General features: G+C 50.0%; 22 protein-coding genes and 1 tRNA gene. 19 read left to right on the forward strand and 4 right to left on the reverse strand.

All coding sequences use genetic code 11. The features are described 5' to 3' along the window. Positions 1–28: 28 nt before the first annotated feature. The 3 genes from AB1757_11910 (at position 29) to AB1757_11920 (ending at position 1,934) form a co-directional block, all read left to right on the forward strand. Positions 29–340, forward strand: coding sequence for a hypothetical protein (locus AB1757_11910; protein MEW6127734.1), 312 nt, complete (start codon positions 29–31; stop codon positions 338–340). A gap of 101 nt (positions 341–441) precedes the next feature. After that, entirely contained in the window at positions 442–1,806 is a 1,365-nt protein-coding gene (locus tag AB1757_11915; GenBank protein MEW6127735.1) for an NCS2 family permease, read from the forward strand. Between the two features lie 56 nt (positions 1,807–1,862). Further along, positions 1,863–1,934: transfer RNA gene (locus AB1757_11920), tRNA-Gly, on the forward strand. Positions 1,935–2,393: 459 nt separating this feature from the next. Here the strand turns inward: AB1757_11920 and AB1757_11925 are convergent. Beyond that, a complete protein-coding gene (locus AB1757_11925; protein MEW6127736.1) occupies positions 2,394–2,891 on the reverse strand; it encodes a hypothetical protein in 498 nt (165 codons plus the stop codon). Between the two features lie 206 nt (positions 2,892–3,097). Between AB1757_11925 and AB1757_11930 the strand changes: the two genes are divergently transcribed. From AB1757_11930 to AB1757_11945, 4 genes are all read left to right on the forward strand, one after another. Beyond that, positions 3,098–5,377, forward strand: coding sequence for a winged helix-turn-helix domain-containing protein (locus AB1757_11930; protein ID MEW6127737.1), 2,280 nt, complete (start codon positions 3,098–3,100; stop codon positions 5,375–5,377). 326 nt (positions 5,378–5,703) lie between these two features. Further along, positions 5,704–7,215 carry an ATP-binding protein gene (locus AB1757_11935; protein MEW6127738.1) on the forward strand — a complete coding sequence of 504 codons (1,512 nt, stop codon included), beginning with the start codon at positions 5,704–5,706 and terminating at the stop codon, positions 7,213–7,215. Between the two features lie 113 nt (positions 7,216–7,328). After that, positions 7,329–8,660, forward strand: a complete 1,332-nt coding sequence (locus AB1757_11940; protein ID MEW6127739.1) for a sigma-54 dependent transcriptional regulator — start codon at positions 7,329–7,331, stop codon at positions 8,658–8,660. Between the two features lie 202 nt (positions 8,661–8,862). After that, positions 8,863–9,948, forward strand: a complete 1,086-nt coding sequence (locus tag AB1757_11945) for a tetratricopeptide repeat protein (GenBank protein ID MEW6127740.1) — start codon at positions 8,863–8,865, stop codon at positions 9,946–9,948. Between the two features lie 127 nt (positions 9,949–10,075). Here the strand turns inward: AB1757_11945 and AB1757_11950 are convergent, their stop codons facing one another. Beyond that, complete coding sequence (locus AB1757_11950) at positions 10,076–10,744, reverse strand: NAD(P)H-dependent oxidoreductase (protein ID MEW6127741.1); 669 nt, start codon at positions 10,742–10,744, stop codon at positions 10,076–10,078. Between the two features lie 233 nt (positions 10,745–10,977). On the opposite strand from AB1757_11950, the gene AB1757_11955 reads away from it, so the two are divergent. The 7 genes from AB1757_11955 to AB1757_11985 all read left to right on the forward strand — a co-directional run bounded on the left by AB1757_11955 (position 10,978) and on the right by AB1757_11985 (position 21,047). Next, a complete protein-coding gene (locus AB1757_11955; GenBank protein ID MEW6127742.1) occupies positions 10,978–11,379 on the forward strand; it encodes a hypothetical protein in 402 nt (133 codons plus the stop codon). A gap of 230 nt (positions 11,380–11,609) precedes the next feature. After that, positions 11,610–13,676, forward strand: a complete 2,067-nt coding sequence (locus tag AB1757_11960; protein MEW6127743.1) for a TolC family protein — start codon at positions 11,610–11,612, stop codon at positions 13,674–13,676. Continuing rightward, complete coding sequence (locus AB1757_11965) at positions 13,669–15,228, forward strand: multicopper oxidase domain-containing protein (protein ID MEW6127744.1); 1,560 nt, start codon at positions 13,669–13,671, stop codon at positions 15,226–15,228. Before AB1757_11960 ends, AB1757_11965 begins: the two co-directional genes overlap by 8 nt. 221 nt (positions 15,229–15,449) lie before the next feature. Beyond that, entirely contained in the window at positions 15,450–18,137 is a 2,688-nt protein-coding gene (locus AB1757_11970; GenBank protein ID MEW6127745.1) for a heavy metal translocating P-type ATPase, read from the forward strand. A gap of 243 nt (positions 18,138–18,380) precedes the next feature. Continuing rightward, positions 18,381–18,914 carry a DUF2318 domain-containing protein gene (locus AB1757_11975; GenBank protein ID MEW6127746.1) on the forward strand — a complete coding sequence of 178 codons (534 nt, stop codon included), beginning with the start codon at positions 18,381–18,383 and terminating at the stop codon, positions 18,912–18,914. Between the two features lie 157 nt (positions 18,915–19,071). Next, the gene (locus AB1757_11980; GenBank protein MEW6127747.1) at positions 19,072–20,316 is read left to right on the forward strand and encodes an FtsX-like permease family protein; all 1,245 of its coding nucleotides are present in this window, start codon (positions 19,072–19,074) and stop codon (positions 20,314–20,316) included. Between the two features lie 26 nt (positions 20,317–20,342). After that, the gene (locus tag AB1757_11985; protein MEW6127748.1) at positions 20,343–21,047 is read left to right on the forward strand and encodes an ABC transporter ATP-binding protein; all 705 of its coding nucleotides are present in this window, start codon (positions 20,343–20,345) and stop codon (positions 21,045–21,047) included. Positions 21,048–21,147: 100 nt separating this feature from the next. On the opposite strand, the gene AB1757_11990 is transcribed toward AB1757_11985, so the two are convergent. Then, positions 21,148–21,366: a hypothetical protein gene (locus AB1757_11990; protein ID MEW6127749.1), complete on the reverse strand. Its 219-nt coding sequence runs from the start codon at positions 21,364–21,366 to the stop codon at positions 21,148–21,150. 241 nt (positions 21,367–21,607) lie between these two features. Continuing rightward, positions 21,608–22,297 carry a molybdenum cofactor guanylyltransferase gene (locus tag AB1757_11995; protein ID MEW6127750.1) on the reverse strand — a complete coding sequence of 230 codons (690 nt, stop codon included), beginning with the start codon at positions 22,295–22,297 and terminating at the stop codon, positions 21,608–21,610. Positions 22,298–22,463: 166 nt separating this feature from the next. Between AB1757_11995 and pyrE the strand changes: the two genes are divergently transcribed. The 5 genes from pyrE to AB1757_12020 all read left to right on the forward strand — a co-directional run bounded on the left by pyrE (position 22,464) and on the right by AB1757_12020 (position 26,369). Then, entirely contained in the window at positions 22,464–23,045 is a 582-nt protein-coding gene (pyrE, locus tag AB1757_12000; GenBank protein MEW6127751.1) for an orotate phosphoribosyltransferase, read from the forward strand. Positions 23,046–23,157: 112 nt separating this feature from the next. Then, positions 23,158–23,904 carry a tRNA pseudouridine(38-40) synthase TruA gene (gene truA / locus AB1757_12005; protein ID MEW6127752.1) on the forward strand — a complete coding sequence of 249 codons (747 nt, stop codon included), beginning with the start codon at positions 23,158–23,160 and terminating at the stop codon, positions 23,902–23,904. Between the two features lie 64 nt (positions 23,905–23,968). Next, positions 23,969–24,397: a hypothetical protein gene (locus AB1757_12010; GenBank protein MEW6127753.1), complete on the forward strand. Its 429-nt coding sequence runs from the start codon at positions 23,969–23,971 to the stop codon at positions 24,395–24,397. 18 nt (positions 24,398–24,415) lie between these two features. Further along, positions 24,416–25,240 carry an isoprenyl transferase gene (locus AB1757_12015; GenBank protein MEW6127754.1) on the forward strand — a complete coding sequence of 275 codons (825 nt, stop codon included), beginning with the start codon at positions 24,416–24,418 and terminating at the stop codon, positions 25,238–25,240. 307 nt (positions 25,241–25,547) lie between these two features. Continuing rightward, positions 25,548–26,369 carry a phosphatidate cytidylyltransferase gene (locus AB1757_12020; GenBank protein MEW6127755.1) on the forward strand — a complete coding sequence of 274 codons (822 nt, stop codon included), beginning with the start codon at positions 25,548–25,550 and terminating at the stop codon, positions 26,367–26,369. Positions 26,370–26,398 lie beyond the last annotated feature (29 nt).

Below are 26,398 nucleotides of genomic sequence, written 5' to 3' on the forward strand. Positions count from 1 at the left end.
GGCACAAAGTACAAAGCACAATTTCTATATGACCGATAATCAACCGGAAAATAAAAAAGTCAAAAAGAATGCGCGCATCGTTTGCGCCAATGATAATGAATTCTGGACGACGCAAAAACAGTTCTGGAAATGGGTGCGCGAAGGGTTGGTTGATGTGACCGGTCAGCACCCGTTGACCGGTCGTTTCGCAGGCAAACGCGAGCGCTTGCTGGTGATGGTGCGCCATGTCATTTTGGACAATGCCAATCCGATTCACAAACAGGAGGTTTTAGATAGTTACACCAAACTTCCTCCACATATCACCAAGAAGCAGGCTAAAGATAATGAAACGTTAAAGTGAATCTTGGCAGCAATCGGTTTAGGTCTTCCATCGTTTGAGCATCAGCGAAAATTGATTCAGAGGTTTTTTGCTGATGCTCTTGTGTTTTTAATCTTCAATCAATGCTCGAAAAATTATTTAAACTCCGGGAAAACCGCACAACCGTTAAGACCGAAATGCTTGCAGGCGCGACGACCTTTGCAACGATGGCTTATATCATTTTTGTGCAGCCTGTGGTGCTCGGTGCGGCAGGCATGGATGCCGGAGCGGTCTTCACTTCGACTTGTATCATCACGGCGCTTTCCACATTGTTAATCGCTTTGCTTGCCAATTACCCGGTGGCGGTGGCTCCGGCGATGGGGCATAACTTTTTCTTTGCCTATGTTGTGGTGATAGCTCTCGGCATCAGTTGGCAAAAAGCGCTTGGGGCTATTTTCATTTCCGGCATTATTTTCATTCTCGCCTCGGCTTTTCGGTTTCGCGAAAAGTTGATTGCGGCGGTTCCCGAATCGCTTAAAAGTTCAATCGCTGCGGGCATCGGTTTATTCATTACTTTGATTGGCATGGAGTGGGCAGGGTTGGTGCGGCTGCATTCAGAAACCTTGGTGTCGCTCGGCGATTTGAAAAGCCCGGCGGCGATGGTCGCTATCGTTGGCATACTGGCAACCGCCATTATGCTGGCTCGCAAAATCAAAGGCGCGATTTTATTTGGCATCGTCATCGCTGCGCTGGTAGCGATACCGCTTGGCGTTTTGAAAATGCCCGCGTCGGTTGTGAGCCTGCCGCCGTCGCTTGCGCCGACGCTGTTTAAACTCGATATTTGGGGGGCGCTTCGGGAAAATCTGTTTGCAATTATTTTTGTCTTCTTCTTCCTTGATTTATTCGACACCGTCGGGTCACTGATCGGGCTGGCGAAACAATCGGGTTTGATGCGCGAAGGCCAGATGCCGAGAATGGGACGTGCGCTTTTAGCCGATGCCATCGGCACGACCGGCGCGGCAGTGGTCGGCAACACGACGATGGTCAGTTATATCGAAAGCGCCGCAGGAATCGCAGCCGGCGGACGCACGGGACTTACAGGACTGGTCATCGCTGGTTTGTTTTTCGCGGCGATGTTTTTTTCGCCGCTCGTAAGCGCCATCAGTGGCGGCTATCCGATAACTGAAAGTGTGTTGATTGGCGGCGCGTCGGTGACGCGCCGCTTTACGCTTTATCCGATTACCGCTTCGGCATTGATTGTGGTCGGCAGTTTCATGATGCGCAATGTGCGCGATATTGACTGGGATGATTTTACCGAAAGCTTACCGGCGTTTTTGACGATGGCGATGATTCCGCTGACGTTTAGTATCACTGATGGCATTGCATTCGGCTTTATTGCTTATGCGCTGCTCAAACTCGTCAGCGGTCGCTGGCGCGAAGCCCACTGGCTGGTTTACCTCTTTGCCTTTCTGTTTGTGTTGCGGTACGCGGTGCCCGGTCTGCATTAAAGCGCATCGTTGACAAGGGCGTGAGTGAGGCTTAACATACAAACGCAATTTGACAGGCGCGAGTAGCTCAATGGTAGAGCATTGGCTTCCCAAGCCAAGGGTTGCGGGTTCGATCCCCGTCTCGCGCTTCAACAATAACCTTTCCTGTGCAAAAGCATTCCCTAAATCCCGATAATGCCCTTAAAACGCTTGAGCCAACTTACAGGGATTACTTAATTGACAACTTTTTTGCATGATCTGTCGAGTTAAGCATTGAGATAGAATGGATGTAACAACTTCTCAGAAGGCTGACCCAAGGAATCGAGACATCTTTATCACAATCGCTTACAGTTATTGTTGAGGATTTTGCTACAGTTGCAGCGCAATGTGAAAAGTGACGCGGCGACTTTCAGGCGCAACGCGAGTCATGACTTGGGAAATTTGTAGCGAATTGTTTAAGCTCTATCCGGAGCCTGACCTCTTGGCTAACCTCTGACACATTAAAGCCACCATACCTAAACGCCTGGTTTTGCCGCCAGCCACTCATATCCAATTGATACTGCCCCCTAACCGGTTTGTATTATCACTTGTGCGCCGTGTGGTGCTACTTAAGGGTTCCTAAATATTTCATGAGCGCCACCTTCATTGCTGGCTATTTCAGACATAACTCCAGGCGCCGATTTAGTGGATAGCGAACTTACCAGTTCAGGGTAAGTTAATCTCAAATAGCTAAGTACAGTTCCGGGTTTTTCAAGAAGTCGCAAGACCCGTTGGGCCTCCAGTTGCAGGTGGATGATGGTGTATTTTCCTGCGTCGGAAATTAGCCGCTCGTAAGTTCGACTGACAACCCCATCAGGGCGCGGCATTTTTTGAAACCTGTGCTGGAAATGCTTGATTAATATTGCCGTCGAATTGTCGAAACGGCTACTTACGGTCAGCGGTTTAGGTAAAGGAGATTTATAAACCCCTTTATTTGGAGAATAGATCAACTTCAGCAAAGCCTTGACCAATAGTATGTCGTCCCATCCGCCTGAGCCCTTGCCTACCTTAATATCAATATTGGCATAAAAATCATTGTCATCTGCAAATTTTATAACAAAAGCCATAAACACCTCTCTTTTTCAATTTGTTATCAGGTTATCGTTGGAATCAGGCGCCGAAACTCTTACAAAAGACTGAGAATCTGCCGAGACTTTGCCCGGTAGAACGATTGCTTTTAATTTTGTTTCGGGCGTATAATCGCGCCCGCCAACATCTTCAAAAAATTACATCTCCTGCACACGAACTAAAGGCTATGACAGAGGTGGAACAAATGTCTTTAGACGTATCTTCAAAGTATCTTCAAAATAACTTCAAAGCGGATAAACCCGACGATTTATCCAGTTACGAGTTTGAAGATTTTCGTCTCGATGCAACTCATCGGATGCTGTATAAAAATGAAGAGGTCGTTTCGCTGACTCCGAAGCAGGTTGAAACCCTCGTTGCGTTGGTCGAACGCTGTGGTCAAATCGTCAGCAAAGACGAATTGATGAGGCGGCTATGGGCGGATGCGACGGTCGAAGAATCGAATCTTTCGCAAAATCTTTATGTTCTGCGAAAGACGCTCGGTAGATGCGCGAATGGCAAACCGCTAATCGAAACCTTTCGACGGCGCGGTTATCGTTTTAATGGCGCACTAAAAAATTCAACTGAAATTGAACGTCTAGTTGCCTCGGGAACCAAAACACTCGCCTGCACCGAGGAAAAGACGAGCGTGCCAAGCGAAAACGGAGTCGAAACCAAAGCGGTTCAACCGATTCGACCGCATCACAGGCTGAATATTTCCCAGGTGGTCAGCAATAAAAAAATTTTTGCAGTATTGCTGACCACCATTGGTTTAGCCTTCGGCGTGTGGTTAGGCGCGCGACAATTATTGCGAAATTCGGAAAACCATCGTCGTTCGTTGCCAACGATGAACCTCGCGCGATTCACCAATTCGGGCAACATCGTAACCGCTGCCATTTCGCCCGACGGAAAATATGTCGCTACAGTGTTGGATATAAATGGACGGCAAAGTCTTTGGCTGCGACAAACCGCCGCCGCTGCCAGAGGTTTACAATTGACGGCGCCCACAATGGTCGAATTCTGGGGCATTACTTTTTCCAAAGACAGCAATTTTATCTATTACGTTTCGTGGGAAAGGAATCAATCTGATGCCGCACTTTATCGCATTCCCGCCTTCGGCGGGGTGGCGGAAAAAATCCCGGCGTTTTCGCTTGACACACCGATTACCTTCGCCCCTGACGGCAATCGTTTTGCTTATACTACGGCTATTTTAACCGCCACCGCCGAAAGCTATCTGGAGGTTGCCAAGGCGGACGGAAGCGAGCCGCAAACCTGGCTCAAACGTCCCAAGCCCTATTTCTTTGCCGTCTATCCGGGCGGCGCGGATTGGTCGCCTGACGGCAACCATATTGCTTATGCCGCAGGTGGACAAGCGGACAACAAAGAATTAGGAATTTTTGTGCTGGATGTGGAGACTCAACAGGAAACTGCGCTTGCTTCGCGGGGTTGGAATCACATCGGGCGCGTGGCATGGTTGGGCGACGGCAGCGGCATAATATTTTCAGCGAATGAGAGAATGGACGAACCGCGCCAACTTTGGTTTGTTTCTTATCCTGACGGGATGACGCGCAAACTGACGAGTGATTTGCACGATTATCAAAGCGTCAGCGTGACGGCGGACGCGAAAACCTGGGCGGCGATTCAAACTCAGGAAAATTTCGCGATTCTGGTTTCCGCCGGTGAAAATCTTTCCCGACCAAAAGAGATTTTTAAGGAGGTCGGCGCGCCGCGGGAAAAATTTTCATGGACGCCCGATGGCAAAATCGTCTTTGCCTCACGCGTTGGAGGCAGTTGGGATATTTTTATGATGGATACAGATGGCGACAACAAAAAGCAACTGACCAACGATCCGCACGACGATATTTTCCCGGCGGTTTCGCCGGATGGCAAGCACATTTACTTCGTGTCAAACCGCACCGGAAATTCCAATATCTGGCGGATGGAGATTGACGGCAGCAACCTCACACAGTTCACTGACGGCGCAAATGAAACGTTTCCTGAATGTTCTCCCGATGGGAATTGGCTGGTGTTTCAAAGAGGTTTCGGCACCGAAACGCCAACCGTCTGGAAAATTTCGACCAGTGGCGGCAAACCGCAGCCTTTGCAAGAGCGTTTCGCGCAAAGACCGACTTTTTCGCCCGATGGAAAATTGCTTGCTTACGTTAGTTTGGAAGGCGAAATTTGGCGCGTTAAAATAGTTTCGTTTGCAAGTGGCGAATTGATAAAAAGTTTTCCTTTTCCCCTCAACATTGTTTCGCGCACTTTTCGGTGGACTCGCGACGGACAAAATCTGGCTTATATCAGGAAAACAGACGATGTTTTAAGTTTGTGGTTTCAACCTTTAAACGGCGACCCGCCGAAACGGCAGAGCGATTTTAACGCCCAGTACATTGCTTTTTTCGATTGGTCGCCTGACGGAACATCGCTCGCCTTGACGCAATCCACCAAGACGAGCGATGTGATTTTAATGCGCGACGCTGATCAATAATTGGCTCACTCAAAATTGCCCGAACCCCAGATGAACCGGGTGTTATATGGTTTAGCAAACGACTGAAGTTCTGCGCTCGTTGATAAATTGAAAATGCAAACATCTCCTGACAGCAGCGGATGTTTCAAATCATCGAGCACAAGTGACAGTACGATTTCGCACTTCAAGAATTTTTTCAGGTTATTTGCCTGGGCTTGATAAAATCATCCACCGAACTTCTCATTAACGACAAGAAGCAACCTCAACGCAACTTTATCAAATCCAAATTCGGAAAACCTTTGTGCTATGATTGAACAGCACGGTTTTTATCGAATGGGAAATTTGCGATGCCGGAAGCGGTTCAATTTTTGAAAACTTTTCGCGCCCGCCTGGTGCTGTTGCTGGCGGCTTGTCTGGCGCTCACCATCGGCGTCGTGCTGGCGCTCGATTACTGGGCGCAACGGCGTATCAATGAAGAAATTGAAAAGCAGAGACAAAGTGTCGAGGGGGTGATTAACAATGGCTTTGGTGATTTAATGCAAGCCGTCAGCATCGCAACCGCAAGTTTGGGCAGCGACAAATATCTTTATGAAACGATCTCACCCGATGAGATGCCCAAAACTGTCGAAGCCATCATTGTCGCCAATAGTTCCGGCAAAATTACTGATAGCTCCGTAGAAAAATTTATTGATGATGGCAAGACCATCACGGTTCCAGATCAAAGCCAGAAAATTTATGTTCTTTCCGGCGACCCGTTTGTCGGCGCAGTTAATAACCAGGGGTATGCAGAGAAAACCTATTATTACTCGACTGACACCGCCAACCTGGGATTGCATTGGATTGTGATTGTGATGAAGCAGGACGCCATCATCAGTCAAATCAGCGCCGAAACCAACAAACTGGCAAACAGTAATCAGGAACTCTCGAATATACGGCAATGGCTGACGACCATCTTGTTGCTTTTTGCGCTGGCAATCGCGGTTGTTATCGGCTGGCAATTCACCCGTCCGATTCAGGAACTCGCAAGCGCCGCCCGCCGCGTCGCCGATAGCCAACTTGATTTTCGCGTCAACGTATTTCGCAATGATGAAGTGGGGCAACTTGCGGAAACCTTCAATGAAATGATTGACGGACTCAAACATAAACGCGAACTCGAAGAAAAGCTCAATCAGGCGGAACGCGCAGCGGTCATCGGTCGGCTCACCCAATCGGTGGCGCATGAAATCCGCAATCCGCTCAATGTTATCAACCTTTCAATCGACCTGGTGCGCAATAAATTTGCGCCCGCCGATGACCAGCAACGCGGGCAGTTCACGCGATTACTTTCTTCAATCAAAGATGAAATCGTCAGGCTCAATCGCATGGTGAGCGACCTGTTGAATTATGGTCGTCCGGCAAATCTCGCCGTGCATACTTTCGATATGCGTTCGCTCGTGGATGAAACAATTGCTTTGATTCGTCCGCAGGCTGACGATCAAAGTGTTGAAATTCAACTTGACGAAGATAACCTGCCTGCCGAAGTCAACGGCGACCGCGAAAAATTGAAATCCTGTTTATCGAATATTGCAATCAATGCGTTGCAGGCGATGCCATCGGGCGGCAGCCTGATGGCGAGCGTGCATAAAATGAACGGTCATGTTGAAGTCAAAATCGCCGATACCGGCACCGGCATCAGCGAAGAGAATTTAAATAAAATTTTTGAACCGTATTTTTCAACCAAACAGACGGGCTTCGGGTTGGGGCTTGCGGTGACCAAAAAAATTATCGAAGAACATCAAGGGACGATTGATGTGCAAAGCGAGATTGGACTCGGCACCACCTTCAGTGTGAAACTTGAAGCAGCGAAAGATAAGGACTGAGGACTGAGGACTCAGGACTGAGCGGAAAATAAATTTTCGGACGAGGTTTCATTGAGGATGGATCAAGCGATTACTCAGTCCTCAGCCCTCAGTCCTCATTACTGGAGAAGGGAATGGCAAGGAATAAAGTTTTAGTTGTTGATGACGAAAAGAATCAGCGCGAAATTTATATGATGATTCTGGAAGACGCGGGTTATCAGGTGACCACAGCGCAAAGCGGCGAACAAGCCGTCAAGTTTGCCCGCGAAAATAAATTTGATCTGGTGCTCACCGATTACAAAATGACCGGCATGGATGGGGTGCAGTTGGTCAATGAACTTTATGACCTTGACCCGTCGATTATCGTCGTGATGATGACCGCGCATGGCACCGTCGAATCCGTCAAAAGCGCCATGCGCGCGGGCGTCTATGATTATCTCGAAAAGCCTGTTGATCAGGAGCAATTGTTGAATGTCGTGAGAAGCGCGCTTGCCGGACTCGTTGCCATTGACGATGAAATCATCGGCGGGTCCGAAGAAATCGAGCGCGTCAAGAAGATGATTTTGAAAGTTGCCGGTTCGACCTCGACCGTGTTGATTCGCGGCGAATCGGGTTCCGGTAAAGAACTCGTCGCCCGCGCCATTCATAAAGCCAGTCCGCGCCGCAATGAAATTTTTCAGGCGGTCAACTGCGCCGCAATCAATGAAAACCTCTTGGAATCGGAACTCTTCGGACATGAGAAGGGGTCGTTTACCGGCGCGCATACGCAAAAGAAAGGACAGTTTGAAATTGCCGACAGAGGCACGTTGTTTTTGGATGAAATCGGCGATTTGAGTGTGCCGATGCAGGCAAAAATTTTGCGCGCCTTGCAGGAACGCGAAATCATGCGGGTCGGCGGTACGCGCCCCATTAAAGTCGATGTGCGGGTGATTGCCGCGACCAATCGCGACCTCGAAGCAATGGTTAAAGACGGGCGCTTTCGCGAAGATTTGTATTATCGGTTGAATATCATTCCGATTAATTTGCCGCCGCTTCGCAATCGCCGCGCCGATATTCCTCTGCTCATAGATTTTTTCATCGCCAAACACAGTCGCAACGCGCAACGGCGCATTAAAGGCATTACCGCTTCGGCAAAAAATGTTTTGATGAATTATTCGTGGCCCGGCAATGTGCGCCAACTCGATTCGGCAATCGAACGGGCAATTCTGCTTTGCGAAGGCGATGAAATCACCGTCGAAGATTTGCCGCTTGAAATTCGTCAGGAAGGCACACCCGCCGGTAATTTCAATTTCAAACTGCCACCCGAAGGCATCTCGTTTGAGGAACTCGAACGCTCGCTGATTACCCAGGCGATGGAACAGACCGGCTGGAATATCACCCGCGCCGCCAAACTCCTGGGATTATCGTTTCGCACCCTGCAATATCGTCTGGAAAAATTCGATATGAAAAAACCGACATCGGAATAAATGCGAGGGGTAACGCCTGTTAGTGGCGTGCAGTATTTGGTCATCGTCGGTTTGCCGCATAGCCGCCAGCAGTTTGATAACTTGTCACTGCACAGCGGTATAAAGCGTTTGAAGTCGCGTTGAGTTCATGTTAGCGTGTGCTGCGTTGTTTTCGCTTCCCGTGATCACTTTGCGATTCGATTTGAAAGGTGCCCAGCCTGCAATGCTAAAAAAATTCATTTCGCTACTCGTTTTCTATCTTGTCCTCTCCTGTCTGGTTTTTGCGCAGGAGATTGCGCCCCCCAAGCTTGAACCAAAGCCGACAACCGAAAAGCATGATGCCTTGATTCGCGATGGTATCGCTTTACATGACAAAGGAAATTTTGACGGCGCGATTGCCAAATATCAGGAGGTCTTAACGGAAAATTCCGAAGATGTGCTGGCTCTTTACGAACTTGGCTATTCCTATTTCGCCAAAAGCGATTATAAAAAAAGCCTTGAAATAGCTTATAAAGGCACACAGTACAAATCGAAATATTTAGTCGGGTTTTACGTTCTGATCGGCAATAATCTTGATAATCTGAATGAATCCGAAAAAGCCATTAAGGTTTACCAGTCGGGGCTAAAACTCTATCCCGATAACCAACTGCTGCATTTCAATCTGGCAGTAACCCTGTTGCGTTTGAACAAAACCGACGAAGGCAAAAAGAGTTTGAAAAACGCCATGATGGCTGACCCCAATTATCGCAGCAGCCACTATTTATTGGCGCAACTGTACCATAAGGAAAATTATAAAATTCCCGCGATTCTGGCGATTTGCCGGTTTCTGGTTGTCGAACCCGACTCGCCACGTTCGGCATCTGCGCTTCAAGGGTTGCTGAGTTTACTCTCAGAGGGAGCGACAAAGGGCAAAGATAATCAAATTAATATCGTCATCAATACCGATTCCAAAAACGATGAAGGCGATTTTGGCGCTCTGCAAGGCGCGCTGGCGATTATGAGCGCCGCAAAACATCTGGATGAAAGCAAAAAGAAGAGTGAAGTACAGTTGTGGGTTGAATCGCTCACTTTGCTTCTCTCGCTGATGGATGAAGCCAAAGATGGGAAAAAACAACCGGGGTTTGCGTGGAATTATTACCGCCCGTATTTTATCGAAATCAGGAAACGAAATTTTACAGAACCATTTGCTTACTTCATTCTGCAATCCAAACAATCTCCCGAAGTGCAAAAATGGCTGGTACAGAATTATCAGAAGGTGAATGAGTTTTTAGCGTGGTCGAAAAGTTATCAATGGTACAACGGAAAATAAGATTGAAGAATCGAGATTGCGTGGCTGCCTGAAAATGAAAAGTCTCAGAAGAAAAGAGTTTTCGGCGGTCTCTTTTAATCGAACTGTTTAAACCGCATTTCTCAGATGCCTGGTTATCTTCGGACTCTCAGTAGATTCCGACATCATAGGGCGATTCATCGGCGAGGTGTTGTAGGCGTCTGGAAAAAGTGGTTAATTCGTCTTTCCGTTGCGCCTCGGTCAAACGAGCAGGCGCGTAAACGATTTGTGGTTTGAGCACCTCGAAGCCGACAAATTGTAAGATGCCACGATGAATCGGACGTAAGATTCCAGCCATATCGCCATTGAATCCGCCTTTGCGAAACGCCTCTTCGGTTCCTCCGGCGGTCAGAGAAAGCAATGCCCGCTTTCCACGAAAAGCGCCGGTTTCGTAGTAACGCCCATTACCATAGGTGCGACCCAGCGCAAACACCCGATCAACCCACCCTTTGAAAACCGCTGGCAAGCCAGCCCACCATAAAGGAAACTGCCAGACCATCACATCGCACCATTCGATTTTTGCGATTTCCGTTTCAATCTCATCCGCAAATCCACGCATTTCGGTGGCGTGCATTTCTTCGAGCTGCGGTTTGAAATAGTTCGGGTTTTGAATCGTCGTAAAGTTCTTCCGACTGGAAACCGGATCGAAGCCCATCGTATGCAAGTCGGAGGTTTTGACTGCGTTGCCTGCTGCAAGGAACGCTTCACAGGCAGTTTGAAACATCGCGGCATTAAAGCTTTGCGGTTCGGGATGCCAATAGACAATAAAAACATTCATACACCAACTCCTTGCCACAGGGATTTTTCAAAACTATTCACACTTTTTCGGATTGACCATCCGCTCAATGCTTTTAATCTAACGAACCGAAGCTATTGAGGCAATCCCCCACAACTGATGAATTATTCCTGAAAAAGATTATTTTTATTGGTAAATCTGCGCTTGACCGGTGTTGACTTTCAGTAACCTTTTGCTTCAAAAAGCGCCGATGGATTGCAAAAAACGTTGCGATTATGAGCGTCACGGAAAGTGAACTTCTGAATATTTTGATTGCTGTGGAACTTCACGACTATGGAAGGCGTTCAAAACACCGATTTGAAAAACTCAAATTTTTTGTGCTAGCATCCAGACAGTTCAATGATGCAACGATTGGTACAACTGGTTTTGGTAATGGCGATGCTTTGCGGCGCGATGTCGCAAACGCTTGCCTGCGTGAGCGGTACCAGCGATCCGCATTCCTGTTGTCGGATGCTCACGGCAAACCAAAGCGCCGTGAAAATGCGACTCGCAACCGGCAGCCATCGTCAATCCGGTTCGCTGCCGCCCTGCTGCAAAATCTCGGTTCCCGAAGTTCCACAATCGACAACGGTCAATCATCAAAATATCCGGCAACCCGCTTCTACACCGACTATTGATGAACAAACAAGCGGCAAGGCTTTTGTTGAAAACCTGTCAGCCGCCGCAAAATCCTTAACGTGTAAGCGGCACAATTACTCGCCACCTCATTTTATTCTCCAATGCGCGTTGCTGATTTAATCGGCAATTCCTCTCATTGTTTGATGTCCACCCTCAAAGGCATTCGTTTGCCTGAACCATAGTTTTTAATCTTGCCGACTGATATTGAAGTCTGCAAAAGGAGAGGAACATGAGCAAACCTACAGGCTGGCGCGTCGGGAAAAATCACTACTCGCGCCGCCACATTAACCTTTATGCTTTATCGCTTTTTGTTTTACTTTCAGCGGTAGTCTTTCTTTCTGAGGGAGCGACCGACGCTTATGAAGGTGAGCAAAAAACCAAACCGGCGAACACAAATTTAACGACACTCGCTCGCGGACTAAATCACTTTGAGGCGCATTGCGCCGTTTGCCATGCCAATTCCGGCAAAGCCGATAATGAAAAAGGCAAAGCCCTGAGCGCGGCTGATTTGACAGCCAAAGAGATACAAGCGAAATCTGACGCGCAGTTGACGAAGATAATTCAAAACGGCATACCCGGAACCGCAATGCCTGCTTTCGGCAAAACCCACAGCCCGATGGAAATTAAACAGCTCATCGCCTTCATTAGAAAATTACCGACCTTGACGGATGCCGAACGAGAAAAAATCAGAGCCGCTACGCCGCCGGATGCGCGACATCAACACACGACTCACACCGAACACCAGGGCGACCAACACAAAGACAAACAGACGAACGAGCATCAACACAATATGCAATCGCAAAAAACTGCTGATGAACAACCCCTCTATATTTGCCCTATGCACGCGGATGTACAATCGAATATGCCGGGCAGTTGCCCCAAGTGCGGAATGAAGTTGGTCAAAAAAACTTCCGCATCGTCCGAACACCAAGACTTAAAAATGCAAAACCCTGATGGACAACCTGCGACACAAAAGAATGAATCGCACGCAGACCACAAAATGAATGAGATGAGAGTTCAACAAAATGCGCCGGATACGCCCTCAATGACGCTTGCGGAACTTGAACAACAGGCTTTGAAAAATAATCCGACGCTGGCGCAAAGCGAACTTGCGGTTCGCGCCGCCGAAGGCAGACGCCTTCAAGCGGGACTTTTGCCGAACCCGATTATCGGTTACAGCGGCGAAGAGTTTGCCTTTCGCGCCTTTTCAAATAAGAGCGAACATTTCTTTTTTGTTGAACAGGAAATTCCCCTTGGCGGTAAATTGAAAAAATCGCGGGCGGTTGCCGAGCAGGAAAAATTGCAAACCGCTGTGCTTGCCGAAGCCCAACGGGTTCGTGTTTTAAACACTGTGCAGATGCTTTTTTATCAAACCCTCGGCGCGCAACAACTGGTCGAAGCCAAAGCTGAACTTGCGAAAATCATCCACGAAGCCGTGAGCATTTCCGAAGAGTTACTCAACCTCGGACAAGCCGACCAGCCTGACCAACTCGATGTTGAAATCGAATCGCAAAAAACCGAAATCGAATTACTGAATGCCGAAAATAATCTGGCAAAATCCTGGCAACTCTTAGCGACCGCTGTCGGCAATCCCGCACTTGCGCAAACCCGACTTGCAGGCGATTTGGAAAAAAGCATTCCGACATTCGATAAAGAGACAGTGGCACAAACGCTCTTGCAACAAAGCCCGGAAATGAAAGTCGCAAGCGTCAACCTCGAACGCGCCCGCGCGGCGCTGACGCGCGCCAAAGCCGAGCGGGTTCCCGATATGGTTTTGCGCGGCGGTTTCGGTTACAGCACCGAAAAACTCGAACTCGGCAACGCGCCGTTTCCGAAAAAGACCGGACCCGAAGCGCGCATCGAAATCGGATTTCGTCTGCCGATTTTTAATCGCAATCAAGGCGGCATCGCCGCCGCCGAAGCGGAACTCGCAAGCGCCGAACGCGAAATCGCCCGCGTCGAACTCGCGATACGCGCGCGACTCGCGCAAGTCTGGACAAATTATCAAAACGCTGAACGCGCGGTAGCGCGTTATCGCGACGCAATTTTGCCGCGCGCCAAAAAATCTTATGAACTCTACACCGCAAGTTTCGCGCAAATGGCGGCGGCTTATCCGCAGGTCTTAATCGCCAAACGTTCGTATTACCAGGCGCGAACTGAATATTTGAATGCGCTGGTTGCGCTCTGGCAAAACGGCATCAGCATTCAAGGCTATTTGCTTACCGGCGGGCTGGATGGCTCGGCAACTCGCATGAATGAAAGCGAAGCAACACAGGGAGGAGAACGTCATGAATAAAGGTCGAAGAAATTTTTTAAGAGGTTCAGCAATGCTTGGCGCTGGTGCGCTCGCAAGCAGCAAAGTTTTAGCGCAACACGAAGGGCATCAACATTCAACGGAAGAAAAGAAGCCTGCAACCAAAGTGACGACCAAAGCAAGCAGTCAGGCAACGGTTCAACCAAGCGCCAGCGCGCCAGTGCCGTTTTATGCGCCTGACCTTCCAAAGTTGCCCTACACCGTTGAGAATGGGGTGAAAGTTTTTCGCCTGGTTGCCGAAGTCGTGCGAACCGAATTTTTGCCCGCTTCCGAACATATGGATGCGCGCATCGTTGATGCCTGGGGCTATAACGGCAGCGTGCCGGGTCCGACCATCGAAGTCAACGAAGGCGACCGCGTGCGCATCATCTTTGAAAATAAATTGCCCGAAGCCACGACGCCGCACTGGCACGGGCTTGAGGTGCCGATTGAAATGGATGGCACACCGGCAATCAGCCAACCGCTCATCTATCCGGGCGAATCCTTTACCTATGAATTCACCCTCAATCAAAACGGCACGTTTTTTTATCACTCGCACATGGCGATGCAGGAGATGATGGGAATGATAGGTTTTTTCATTATTCATCCGAAAAAACCGCACACGCCGCGCGTCGATAAAGATTTCGGCATCATCTTTCAGGAGTGGGCGTTGCTTCCCAATAACACGGTGCCCAATTCGCTTTCGATGGAATTCAACTGGCTGACCATGAATGGCAAAGCCGGACCCGCCTGCACGCCGATGGTTGTCAAACAGGGCGAACGGGTGCGCATTCGCCTGGTGAATATGGGAATGGATCATCATCCGATTCACCTGCACGGCACGCAGTTTTATGTCACCGGAACCGAAGGCGGGCGCGTACCGGAATCGGGTTGGTATCCGGGCAATACCGTGCTCGTCGGTGTGGCGCAGGCTCGCGATGTTGAATTTGAAGCGAAGTATATCGGCGATTGGATGTTGCATTGCCATTTGCCGCACCACATGATGAATCAAATGGTTTCGATGGTCGGCCCGATGGCGCACGGCGTGCACGGAATGCAAACCGGCAAAGGCATGGAAGAAGGCATGGGCATGATTCGCAAAGGCAATGCGCTGTCGGATGAACTGAGTCCCGCCTTCGGGCGCGGCATGGGCATGACGAAATCCGAAAGAGAGACCTCGAATCTCGTTGGGCAACAAAAGCCAGCAATGAGCGCGGCGCAGGAAACGGTCTACACCTGCACCATGCACCCCGAAGTCAAATCCAACAAACCGGGCGCGTGTCCGAAATGTGGCATGGCATTGGTTCCGCTCGGGCAAGCTGGCAAACGCGCCAAAGGCTATCCGCAGGATATGTGGATGCCGATGGATGATGAGGTCGCGAAACCGGAAACTTACGGCATGGCGAAAGACTGGACGGGCGCAAGCATGGGGATGATGACCTATGTGCGCGTGCTCACCCCGGAAATGTATGACAAGGTGATGGCGCGTATTAAAGAGGGGACAGTTGAAAAATCAGCGCCCGCGCCATCGCATAAACATCATGAAGAAGAGTGATAAAAAACTTGATGTTTATAGAGTTGTTTTAACTTTGTGTTTGCGAAGGCTGTGGCAAAGTCAGGTTCGGAAAAAGCATAAGCCCGGCAAGCATTTTACCGGGAGCGCGGACGTTCGCGCTCCCGGTTAGCCATTTTCCGACTTTGCCGCAATCCGGTTGCGATTTCTCGCCGCTTTACGACAAGCGTATAGTTAAAGCAGGCGAGGAAAGAGAGATGGAGATGGAAAAACATATTGACCCGATTTGTGGCATGACCGTAAATCCTGAAACCGCTGCCGGCAGTTTTGAATATCAAGGGAAAACCTATTATTTTTGCAACCAGAATTGTTTGAACAAATTCAGCCAGAATCCCGAAGCGGCGCTCAGTTCGCCCAAGCAGCCGATGAAGATGCAGCAACCGTTGATGCAGTTATCGTCAAAGAGCAAACCGCTGCCGGTGGTGACGCTTTCAGCTAAACCGAAAACCGATGAAGCAGCAGCTCACATAGACCCGGTTTGCGGAATGACGGTTCAGGCGGACACCGCTGCGGGAACCTATGAGTATCAAGGCAAGACTTACTATTTTTGTTCAACCCATTGCGTCAACAAATTTCGCAATGACCCCGAAAGTTTTTTAAATCCCCAGGCGAAAGCTGCAAAAGATGCCAGGATGCCTGTACAGGTATCGACGAGCGGAACGCCTGTTGAATACATCTGTCCGATGGACCCTGAAGTTCATCAAGACCATCCCGGCGCATGTCCGAAATGCGGCATGGCATTGGAACCTGCAATGCCTGGGTTTCCGGCAACGAAAATTGAATACACCTGCCCGATGCATCCTGAAATCGTGCGCGATGCGCCGGGCGCGTGTCCGATTTGCGGCATGGCGCTCGAACCGCGCACCGTTGTGCTCGAAGAAGAAAATCCCGAACTCAAAGATATGTCGCGGAGGTTTTGGATTAGTCTCGCGTTATCGCTTCCGGTCTTATTTTTAGCGATGACAGAGATGATGCCGGGAATGCCTGTTCAACATGCGATTGGCATGACGCTCACGAACTGGCTGCAATTCATACTCGCAGCGCCTGTGGTGCTATGGGGCGGGTGGCCTTTCTTTCAACGCGGTTGGGCGTCAATCGTCAATCGCAGTTTGAATATGTTTACTTTGATAGCCATTGGCACCGGCGCAGCCTTTCTCTATAGCGTCATTGCGCTGATTGCGCCGCAAATGTTTCCGGCTTCGTTTCGCGGGCACGGCGGCGCGGTGCCGATTTATTTTGAAGCGGCAGCGGTCATCACCACTTTGGTTTTGTTGGGACAGGTCTTGGAACTGCGAGCGCGTTCACAAACCAGCAGCGCGATTAAAGCCTTGCTTGGGCTTGCGCCGAAAACCGCAAGAGTGATTCACGCGGATGGCAGCGAATCGGATGTGCCGCTTGAACAGGTGGGCGTCGGCGATAAATTGCGCGTGCGTCCCGGCGAAAAAATTCCGGTTGATGGCGCAGTCATCGAAGGCGCAAGTTCAGTTGATGAATCGATGGTGACAGGCGAGGCGATTCCGGTTGAAAAATCCGTTGGCAGTAAAGTCACCGGCGGCACGGTCAATCAAAGAGGCGGTTTCGTGATGCAGGCTGAGCGCGTCGGAATGGATACGCTGCTTGCGCAAATCGTGCGACTGGTCGGTGAAGCGCAACGCAGCCGCGCCCCGATTCAACGACTCGCGGATGTGGTGTCGGGCTATTTCGTTCCGGCGGTCGTCGCGATTGCGATTCTCACCTTTATCATCTGGAGTTTCGTCGGTCCCGAACCGCGTTTCGTTTATGCGCTGGTCAATGCCGTCGCGGTGTTAATTATCGCCTGTCCGTGCGCCCTGGGACTGGCTACGCCGATGTCGATTATGGTCGGCACGGGGCGCGGCGCAACCGCTGGCGTGTTGATTAAAAATGCTGAAGCCCTGGAGGTTATGGAAAAAGTCGATACCATCGTCGTCGATAAAACCGGAACGCTTACCGAAGGCAAACCGCGTTTGCTGTCCGTCGTAGCATTGAATGCGCAAAGTGAAGATGAGGCGCTGGCGTTAGCGGCAAGTCTTGAACGCGGCAGCGAACATCCGCTGGCTTCGGCAATCGTCGCGGGCGCGCAGGCGAAAAAACTGACGCTCAACAATGCCGGAGACTTCCAATCGCTTACCGGCAAAGGGGTAGTTGGGCAGGTCAATGGCAAAAAAGTCGCGCTTGGCAATCGCCATTTGATGGATGAACTCGCGGTGGTAATTGATGCAGCGGTTGAATCGCAAGCCGAAACACTGAGAAAGCAGGGGCAGACCGTGATGTTCGTGGTCGTTGACGCACAGGTTGCCGGGTTGCTCGGGGTTGCTGACCCGATTAAAGAATCGACGCGCGAAGCCATCAATCACCTCCATGAACAAGGCATAAAGGTTGTGATGCTCACCGGTGATAATCGCACGACTGCCGAAGCAGTGGCGCAACAACTCGGCATTGATGAAGTGCAGGCGGAAGTGTTACCTGAACAGAAAAGCGAAATCATCAAGCAGTTGCAATCACAGGGCAAATTCGTGGCGATGGCGGGCGATGGCGTGAATGACGCCCCGGCGCTTGCACAGGCGCAGGTTGGCATTGCGATGGGAACCGGAACCGATGTGGCGATTGAAAGCGCCGGCATTACCCTCTTGAAAGGCGATTTGCGCGGCTTGGTGAGAGCGCGCAAATTGAGTCGCGCGACTTTGAAAAACATTCGTCAAAATCTGTTTTTCGCATTTGTTTATAATCTGCTTGGGGTGCCGATTGCCGCAGGGGTTTTGTATCCGGTTTTCGGGTTGTTGCTCAGTCCGATGATTGCCAGCGCCGCGATGACTTTCAGTTCGGTGTCGGTGATTACCAATGCCCTGAGACTGAGAAAACTTGAGTTGTGATTTGAAATGTATAAAAGAGTGGGCAAGTGGCTTTGCATTTTGGCACAATTACCATTTGCCAACCATTCATAATTTATATTTGCTTAAATTCAGCGTGGTTGAAAATCTGCTTTGCGGTCTTGGCGATAACCTTGCGGTTTTGCGAGAAACTATTTCAAATACAGGTTCACGCAAAATTCGCAAAGTCATCGCCGGGCACGCAAAGGTTGGTTGAAAAAATGCTGTATTGATTGAGGGTTTAGAATGAGCGAGAAAATGGAATCGAATCTTGAAAATAAACGGGCACAATTCGCCGGACAAAATCAAAAGAAAAGCCCGATAAAACTCATTGCTGGGGTTGCGGTGATCACCGCGCTTGCCATCGGCGCTTATTTCGTATTCAGCGGCTCAGGCAACGCGCCATCAGCCATCACTGTGAACCAGCCAAGCGCCGACACCATCAACGTTGCGCTTGCGGATTTGGAAAGCGGCAAAGCGAAATTTTTTGATTACACCACCGCAAACCATACGCCTGTGCGCTTTTTTGCAGTCAAAAGCGCCGATGGCAAATACCGCGCGGCGATGGATGCCTGCGACACCTGCTTTCACGCCAAGAAAGGCTACCGTCAGGAAGGCGACCAGATGGTTTGCAATAACTGCGGCTTGAAATTTCACACGAATTTAATCAACGAAGTGAAGGGCGGTTGCAACCCCGTGGGCGTCGCCTGCACGGTTGAAGGCGGGCAACTGGTCATCAAAACCAGTGAACTCGACAGCCGCGCCAATTATTTCCGATAGCTTTTGAAATCATCCTGGTGAGCAATGTTTTCAGAGAGAATGCGGAACCAACGGAAGGTAACGGAATCAACGGGATTTGCTCTTTCGTCTGTTCGGTTATTTCCGTTGGTTCCGTAGTTCTTTCAACCATGACCATGCAGTAGTTTGAGGATCCATCATGCGAATCAGCACCATCGCGTTTGCCAATTTGAAACGTCGTAAAGGCAAAGCCCTCTTTTTAATCGCCGGAATTGCCATCGGCATCGGCACCGCCGTTGCCCTGCTCAGTCTCAGCAATTCCATCAAAGAGGAAATCGGCACCCAACTTGACCAGTTCGGCGCAAACATCGTCATCGTTCCGCAAGCCAACAACCTGTCGCTCGATTACGGCGGCGTGTCGGTGTCGAGCGTGTCGTTCGATGTGCAACAACTGAAAGACGAAGACGCCGAGCACATCCTCGATATTCCCTACCGCAATCGTTTGAGTTTTATTTCGCCGAAACTGCTCGGCGCGGTCAAAGTCGAAAATCAGGAAATTCTGCTTGCCGGGGTGGATTTCGAGAGCGAATTGAAATTGAAACGCTGGTGGCAAATCGTTGGCAACGCGCCGGCGGCGGAAAACGAAGTGCTCGTCGGTTACGAAGTCGCGAAAACTTTAGGGTTGATTGATGAGCCGGTAAATGCAAAACCGCAACCGGTGACCAATCACACGGCAATAGACACGCATGAAGCTGAAAACCCGAAATTCAAAATTGTGCGCGATAAATTGTCGCTTGCAGGGCGTGAGCATCGCGTCACAGGGGTGCTGGGGCAGACCGGAAGCGCCGATGACCGCATCATTTTCGGCAAACTCGCCAATGTGCAAACGATTCTCGGCAAACCGCAACAACTCAGCTTGATTGAAGTGAGCGCGCTTTGCAAAGACTGTCCGATTGAAGACATCGTTTCGCAAATCAGCGAACGCTTGCCACAAGCCAAAGTTTCGGCAATTCAACAATCGGCACGGGCGCGCGCCGAAACCGTTGAGCGATTGACGCGCTTTGCGGCAGTGGTTGCCGCAATCGTTCTGGTGATTGCCGCACTGATGATTTTTACAACCATGATGTCCTCGGTTGTCGAACGCACCAAAGAGATTGGCGTGTTGCGCGCCATCGGGTTTCGCAAAACCCACATCATCAAAGAACTGTTGATTGAAGTTGCAGTCATCAGCGCCTTCGGCGGTCTCGTGGGGTGGGGCATCGGGATGCTTGCAAGCTACACCGCACTGCCTTATTTTGCCGAAACCGCGATTGCGCTGGAGTGGAAGCCGACGGTTGCACTGGTGGCGATTGGCGCGGGACTAGTGATTGGCGCGCTCAGCAGCCTCTATCCGATTCTCAGAGCTTCGCGTTTAGACCCTGCGGAATCGGTTCGTTATGTTTAAAAAAAGCGCCAAATACAAAATTCACCATGCCATTTGTTGCAATCGAAAATATCAGCAAAGTTTACGAATCGAGCGAATCATCAGCCGGGGTGTGTGTGCTTTCGGATGTGCATGCACAAATCGAACAAGGCGAGTTCGTCTGTTTGATGGGGCAATCGGGTTCCGGTAAAAGCACGCTGCTCACCATCGTTGGCGCAATGAATCGCCCGACTTCGGGGAAAGTGTTCATCCATAGAATCGATGTCTATGGGCTTGAGGATGAGCGCCGCGCCGATTTCCGCCGCGAATACCTCGGTTTCGTGTTTCAACAACATCATCTGATGCCTTATCTCAATGCCATTGAAAATGTCATGTTGCCGCTTGCGGCGATTCAGGAGAGCGCCAAAATCAAACGCGAAAAAGCCCTGCGGGTTTTAGAAAGAGTGGGGCTTGCGGATAAAACTTCGAGGCTCCCGAATCAACTATCGGGCGGCGAACAAGGGAGACTGGCAATTGCCCGCGCGCTGGTCAACGAGCCGCCGTTGATTCTGGCGGATGAGCCGACGGGCGCGCTCGACAGCAAAACCGGACGTGAAATCATGGAAGTATTTTTGCAGTTGAACGACCAGGGGCAGACGATTTTCATGGTGACGCACAATCCCGAAAATGCCGCGTTGGCGCACCGCACCATTCACTTGCAAGATGGACGGGTGGTTGATGTGAATGAGTCTATACCAATGGGAAGCGTTTGAAGAGAGGTGAATTTTTGCGCCTCTTGCCTCACCCGGCAGACACCAATAACCGAACCTGGCAATTGAGAGGTGAATAAATTTTAAGTTTGAATAATGCGGGTTATTTTACAGCAACGAGCTTTTTGAAAAATCCGGTCTTTGAATTCGCAGACTCTGCATTAGCCGTTTCAGCAAATTCCCATTTAATCACTTCATTGTGCAATTCGCGCGCCGGACGTTCGGCTCCGCATTCATAACAAACCTGCACCAGTTGATGATCTTCTGAGCGATGTGGCGTTGACCAGTAGTGTCTGCGACTCAGCTTGCAAAAAAAAGACATACTTTTAATTTTCCTTAACGGGAGATTATCTAGCCTCAGCTTTCAATTAAAAGAAGCGAAGCCCCACTCTCTTTGCAACTTTTCAAGGACAATGTTCCTGCATTGACCAAGAAAACCGTACTTTAGAAGCTGAGGGGATAAAGCAAAGTGAGGTTCGAGTATAAGCAATAAAAATAGGGCAGTGCAAGCATTTTTTTTGAAAAACCCTGATTTTATTGGTGATTTTGCGCCCGCCCTCGATTTATGACGGGAAAATAAGACTTTTTTTCGCTTTTTCGTAATCTTCGGGCGTGTTCACATTCTCAAAAAACAACTCGGCATTCGCTAAATCTTCGAGTTCAGCAAACCTAACTCGTCGGGTATTGATGCGCTCAAAAAGCTCGCTCACTTTACGCTCGCCGCTTTCAATCAACTGGGTGACCGCGGGTAAAGCCGCCCTCGCATACAGCGCACAAAGTGGTTCAAGCCGACCTTTCGCATCAAGTGGCACAACCGCCATAGGCTTTAAATCTGCACTGTTGAGTCTGGCGTCAGGAGTCAGGAGTCTGGGGTCTGAGGAGGCAAAAGTTGATTCATCATTTTGGCAGGCATCTTCTTCAATTGCGATGCGGATTAAAAATTTAAACAATTCCCAAGTCACAAAAGGCATATCGCAACCGACCAGCATCACCCATTCGGTCGGACTGTTTGCAAGCGCCGCGCGAATGGCTTCAAGCGGTCCGACATCGGTGTTGACATCGGCAAAAACCGGCAAGCCCAAACGCCGGTATTCCTCAGCGTTGGCAATGATGTTGAGGTTTGCGGTGACAGGTTTTAAAGCGTCAATGACTCTTGAAATCATCGGTCGCCCATCAAGTTCAAGCCAGGCTTTGTCGCGCCCCATGCGTGAACTGCGCCCGCCCGCTGTGATAAATCCGCTAATCGCTTTCATTTTGATGTATATCGTAGACTGTAAAAGTTACCCGGAAAAAATTCAAACCCTTGCTGAGAGAGCGGTCTTTGACCGCGATTCCTGGTATCCACACCATTCGACGGACAAGACGCTTGCGCTCGTGGTAGTATTCACGCTTCTTAAACTATAACTTTGAGAGAAAATTATGAGTTCACAAGAAATCAGCAATCAGGTACTCGCTATTTTTCAACAAACCGGCGCGCTTCTTGAAGGCCATTTTTTATTATCGTCGGGTCTTCATAGCCCGCGCTACCTGCAATGCGCGCGCGTTCTGCAATACCCTGAGCACGCCCAGTGGCTGGGCAAACAAATCGCCGAACAATTCACAGGCGAAGCTATCAACGCAGTGGTCGCTCCGGCAATCGGCGGCATCATCGTCGCTCACGAAGTCGCCCGCGCCCTTGGGGTTCGCGCTCTATTTACCGAACGCGAAAACCAGGTGATGACTTTTCGGCGCGGCTTCGCTTTGGAAAAAGACGAACCGGTGTTAGTGGTTGAAGATGTTGTGACAACCGGAGGTTCCACACGCGACACCATCGAAGCCGTCGAACGCACAGGCGGGCGAGTCGTCGCCGCCGCATCCATCATTGACCGCAGCGGCGGCACTGCCGATGTCGGCGTCAAACGCCTTGCGCTGCACACGCTCGAAGTGCCGACCTATCAACCGGACGCCTGCCCGCTTTGCGCTGCGGGGACGCCCGCCGTAAAACCCGGAAGCCGGAAATAGTAGGCAGTAGGCAGTAGGCGGTAGGCAGTCGCTCTCTCCACAAGTCTCTCGCCGTAAACAAAGGTCAGCTATTTTTACGCTGCCTACTGCCTACTGCCTACTGCCTACTGAAATGCAGAACTACAAAATCATCCTCGAATACGACGGCACGAACTATCACGGTTGGCAGGTGCAGCCGAACGGGCGAACGATTCAAGGTGAACTCACCAGGGTGTTGAGCTTGCTTGAGGGGCGCGAAGTGACCGTGCACGGCGCGGGGCGAACCGATGCGGGCGTTCATGCGGTTGGACAAGTGGCGAACTTTTTTCTTGAACGCCAGTTTCAAGCGGAGAAGTTGCGCGATGCGATTAACGGCAATCTCGAACGCGACATCCGGGTGTTGAAGGTCGAGTTGGTGAGTGATGAGTTTCATTCGCGGTTTTCGGCAAAAGAGAAGACTTATCGCTACGTGATTTGGACGGGCGCGGTGATGAGCGCCTTTGAATATCGCTATGCCTATCATCATCGCGATAGATTGAATGTTGAAGCCATGCGAGAGGCAACCAGTTGTTTGATTGGGCAACATGATTTCAGCGCCTTTACGGTTGCGGCTTCGGAAGTTGAAAGCCATGTGCGCGAATTGCGGCGACTGGATATTGAAGTTGAAAGCGAAGCGCCTGGCGAACGGTTGTTGATTTATGCAACGGCTGAAGGGTTTCTGCGTTATATGGTGCGAAACCTCGTCGGCACCTTGATTGATATTGGCAGAGGCAATCGCGCGGCAAGCGACATGCCTGAAATTTTAGCCAGTCGCGACCGCGCGCGCGCCGGACAAACTGCAAAACCGCACGGGTTGACTTTGCTGAAAGTCGGCTACTAAGATTGCCGCCGACAAATCAGTGCCGATGAATTTCGCCCTTAAATATCGAGAGGCATAATTCACAATGATTGGCAAATTCATCAAGTGCTCGATTGGTTTTGTATCGCTTGTGCTTGTGGCGAGTTTATTCTTGACTGGGTGTATCGTAAGTCAAATGGCAGCTAGAGAAACCGCTGCTTTGAGAGAGATACAAAGAATTCACGAAGCGGAACTAATATATCAAGCAAAGCATCTGCGATACGGCACGCTTGAGGAATTGGCAAACGAAAAGCTTATTGATGAAGCGATAGGCAAAGGCGCAAAGGGCAGCTATAAATTTGAAGTAGAAATCACCGCAGATGGTTTTAATGCTTATGCAATTCCGAAAAATTACGATAGCTGGTTTGGTCAATCTGTCAAACGTTCATTTTTCGTCAATGAAAAAGGCATTATGACTTATGCCGATAAACAGGGACGCCGAGCTGATGCGAATGACCAACGTGTTGAGCAATGAATTGTAGTTGATGTTTTGATGGACAATAAAATCCATAAAAATTTTGCAGGTATCATCGAACCGGGTTCGCGTGATGAAGCGTTGTTTCGTGAGCTTGATTTGACCTGCCTGCCGCGTCACATCGCCATCATTATGGATGGCAACGGGCGCTGGGCGAAGCGGCGCAATATGCCGCGCGTTGCAGGGCATCGCGCCGGTGCAGAATCGGTGCGCGCGTCGGTTGAAACCTGTGCGCGGTTGGAAATCAATTGTCTGACGCTATACGCCTTTTCGACGGAAAACTGGAAACGCCCGAAACTCGAAGTGCAAGCCTTGATGTCGCTGCTGAAAGAATTTTTGAAAAAAGAACTCGGCACCCTGCAAAAGAACAACATCAAATTTCAAACCATCGGACGCGAAGACGAACTCGAAGATTCGGTGCGCCGCGAAATCGAATCGGCAAAACGCGACACCGAAAATAATACCGGAACCGTTTTGAGCATCGCGCTCAACTACAGCGGTCGCGCCGAAATTGTTGATGCCATCAAACGCATTGCGCAGGAAACCGTCACTTTGCATAACGACCCTGATGCGATTTCGGAAGCAGACATTGCGCGCCATCTTTACACCGGCAGTTTGCCTGACCCTGAGCTATTGATTCGCACCAGCGGCGAACTCCGCATCTCAAATTTTTTGCTCTGGCAGATTGCCGAAAGCGAAATCTATGTGACCGAAACCCTGTGGCCTGATTTTCGCCGCCCCGATTTATTTGCAGCCGTCATCGAATATCAGAAACGCTTGCGCGAAAAAGTTGTCAATCGGGAAGTCGAAAGCGATTTGCTGGTTACCACAAGCGGAAAATAGAGAGCTGTTCATACTGACCGGGCAAATCGTCAACCGCAGTTGAGTGAATGATTTTTCACTGACCAAACGATTGCGAGTTGCTTCTGAAGGGATGACAACTTGAGTTTCTGAATTGCCCACAGCTTTAGCTTTGGGGCAAGCAGGCAAGCAGGATAGGCTTTAGCCGAAGTTGAAAATTGCTCAAGCCCTGTGAAAAAAATATGCTTATTCCTACAGTTAAACCTGGAGGCAATTCATCGGAATATCCGGTTCTTAATTGCTAAATCATCTGGAAACTACTTAGCCGCGATGCGGCGAAAAATAATTTATGAAACGCATACTCACAGCCGCTGTCGCGATTCCGATTTTGCTGTTTACTATCTGGAGTTCGATTCCTTATTTTTTCGTGGCGCTTGCCGCCATCGCGGTTTTCATCGCGCTCAACGAATTTTACAATCTCGCTTCGCGCATCGGTTATAACGCCCATAACATCCTGGGTTATGTCGCGGGATTTGGTGTTCTCGCCTGTTTTGTGTTCGACCGGCTTGAGATGGTGGTTGCGGTGCTGACCGGTTTAATTATCCTGTCCTTTGCGATGCAGCTTGCCAAACCTGATGAAATGAAAACCGCGCTCGCCTCGGTGTCGGCAACCGTGATGGGTGTGGTGTACGTGGCTTTGCTTGCGGGGTTTCTCGTCGGCGTGAGAATGGTCGAAGACACGTCGCATACGACAAAACTTGCCGCGAAATTGCTCACGACATTTTTTGCGATGGTGATTTTTACGGATACCGGCGCGTTTTACGCGGGGCGCGCTTTAGGACGCCATAAACTCGCGCTGCGCATCAGTCCCGGCAAAACCATCGAAGGGTTCATCGGCGGATTGCTTGCGGCAATCGGCGTCGGCGCGTTGTGCAAATATACTTTCTTTCCCGAATTGAATTTAATTCATGGGTTGATTTTAGGCGGGCTGATTGGACTCATCGGTCCCGTCGGTGATTTAAGTGAATCGTTGCTCAAGCGCGGCTCGGAGGTGAAGGATTCGGGAACCATCATGCCCGGTCACGGCGGCATGCTCGACAGAGTCGATAGCGTATTATTTTGCGCGCCGCTCGTCTATTTTTACTGGCGGTTGTTCATGGCGTATTTGTAAGCCGTCAAAGATGACTTTGGTTGAAACCT

The sequence above is a fragment of the Acidobacteriota bacterium genome (assembly GCA_040754075.1).
GTDB lineage: Bacteria > Acidobacteriota > Blastocatellia > UBA7656 > UBA7656 > JBFMDH01.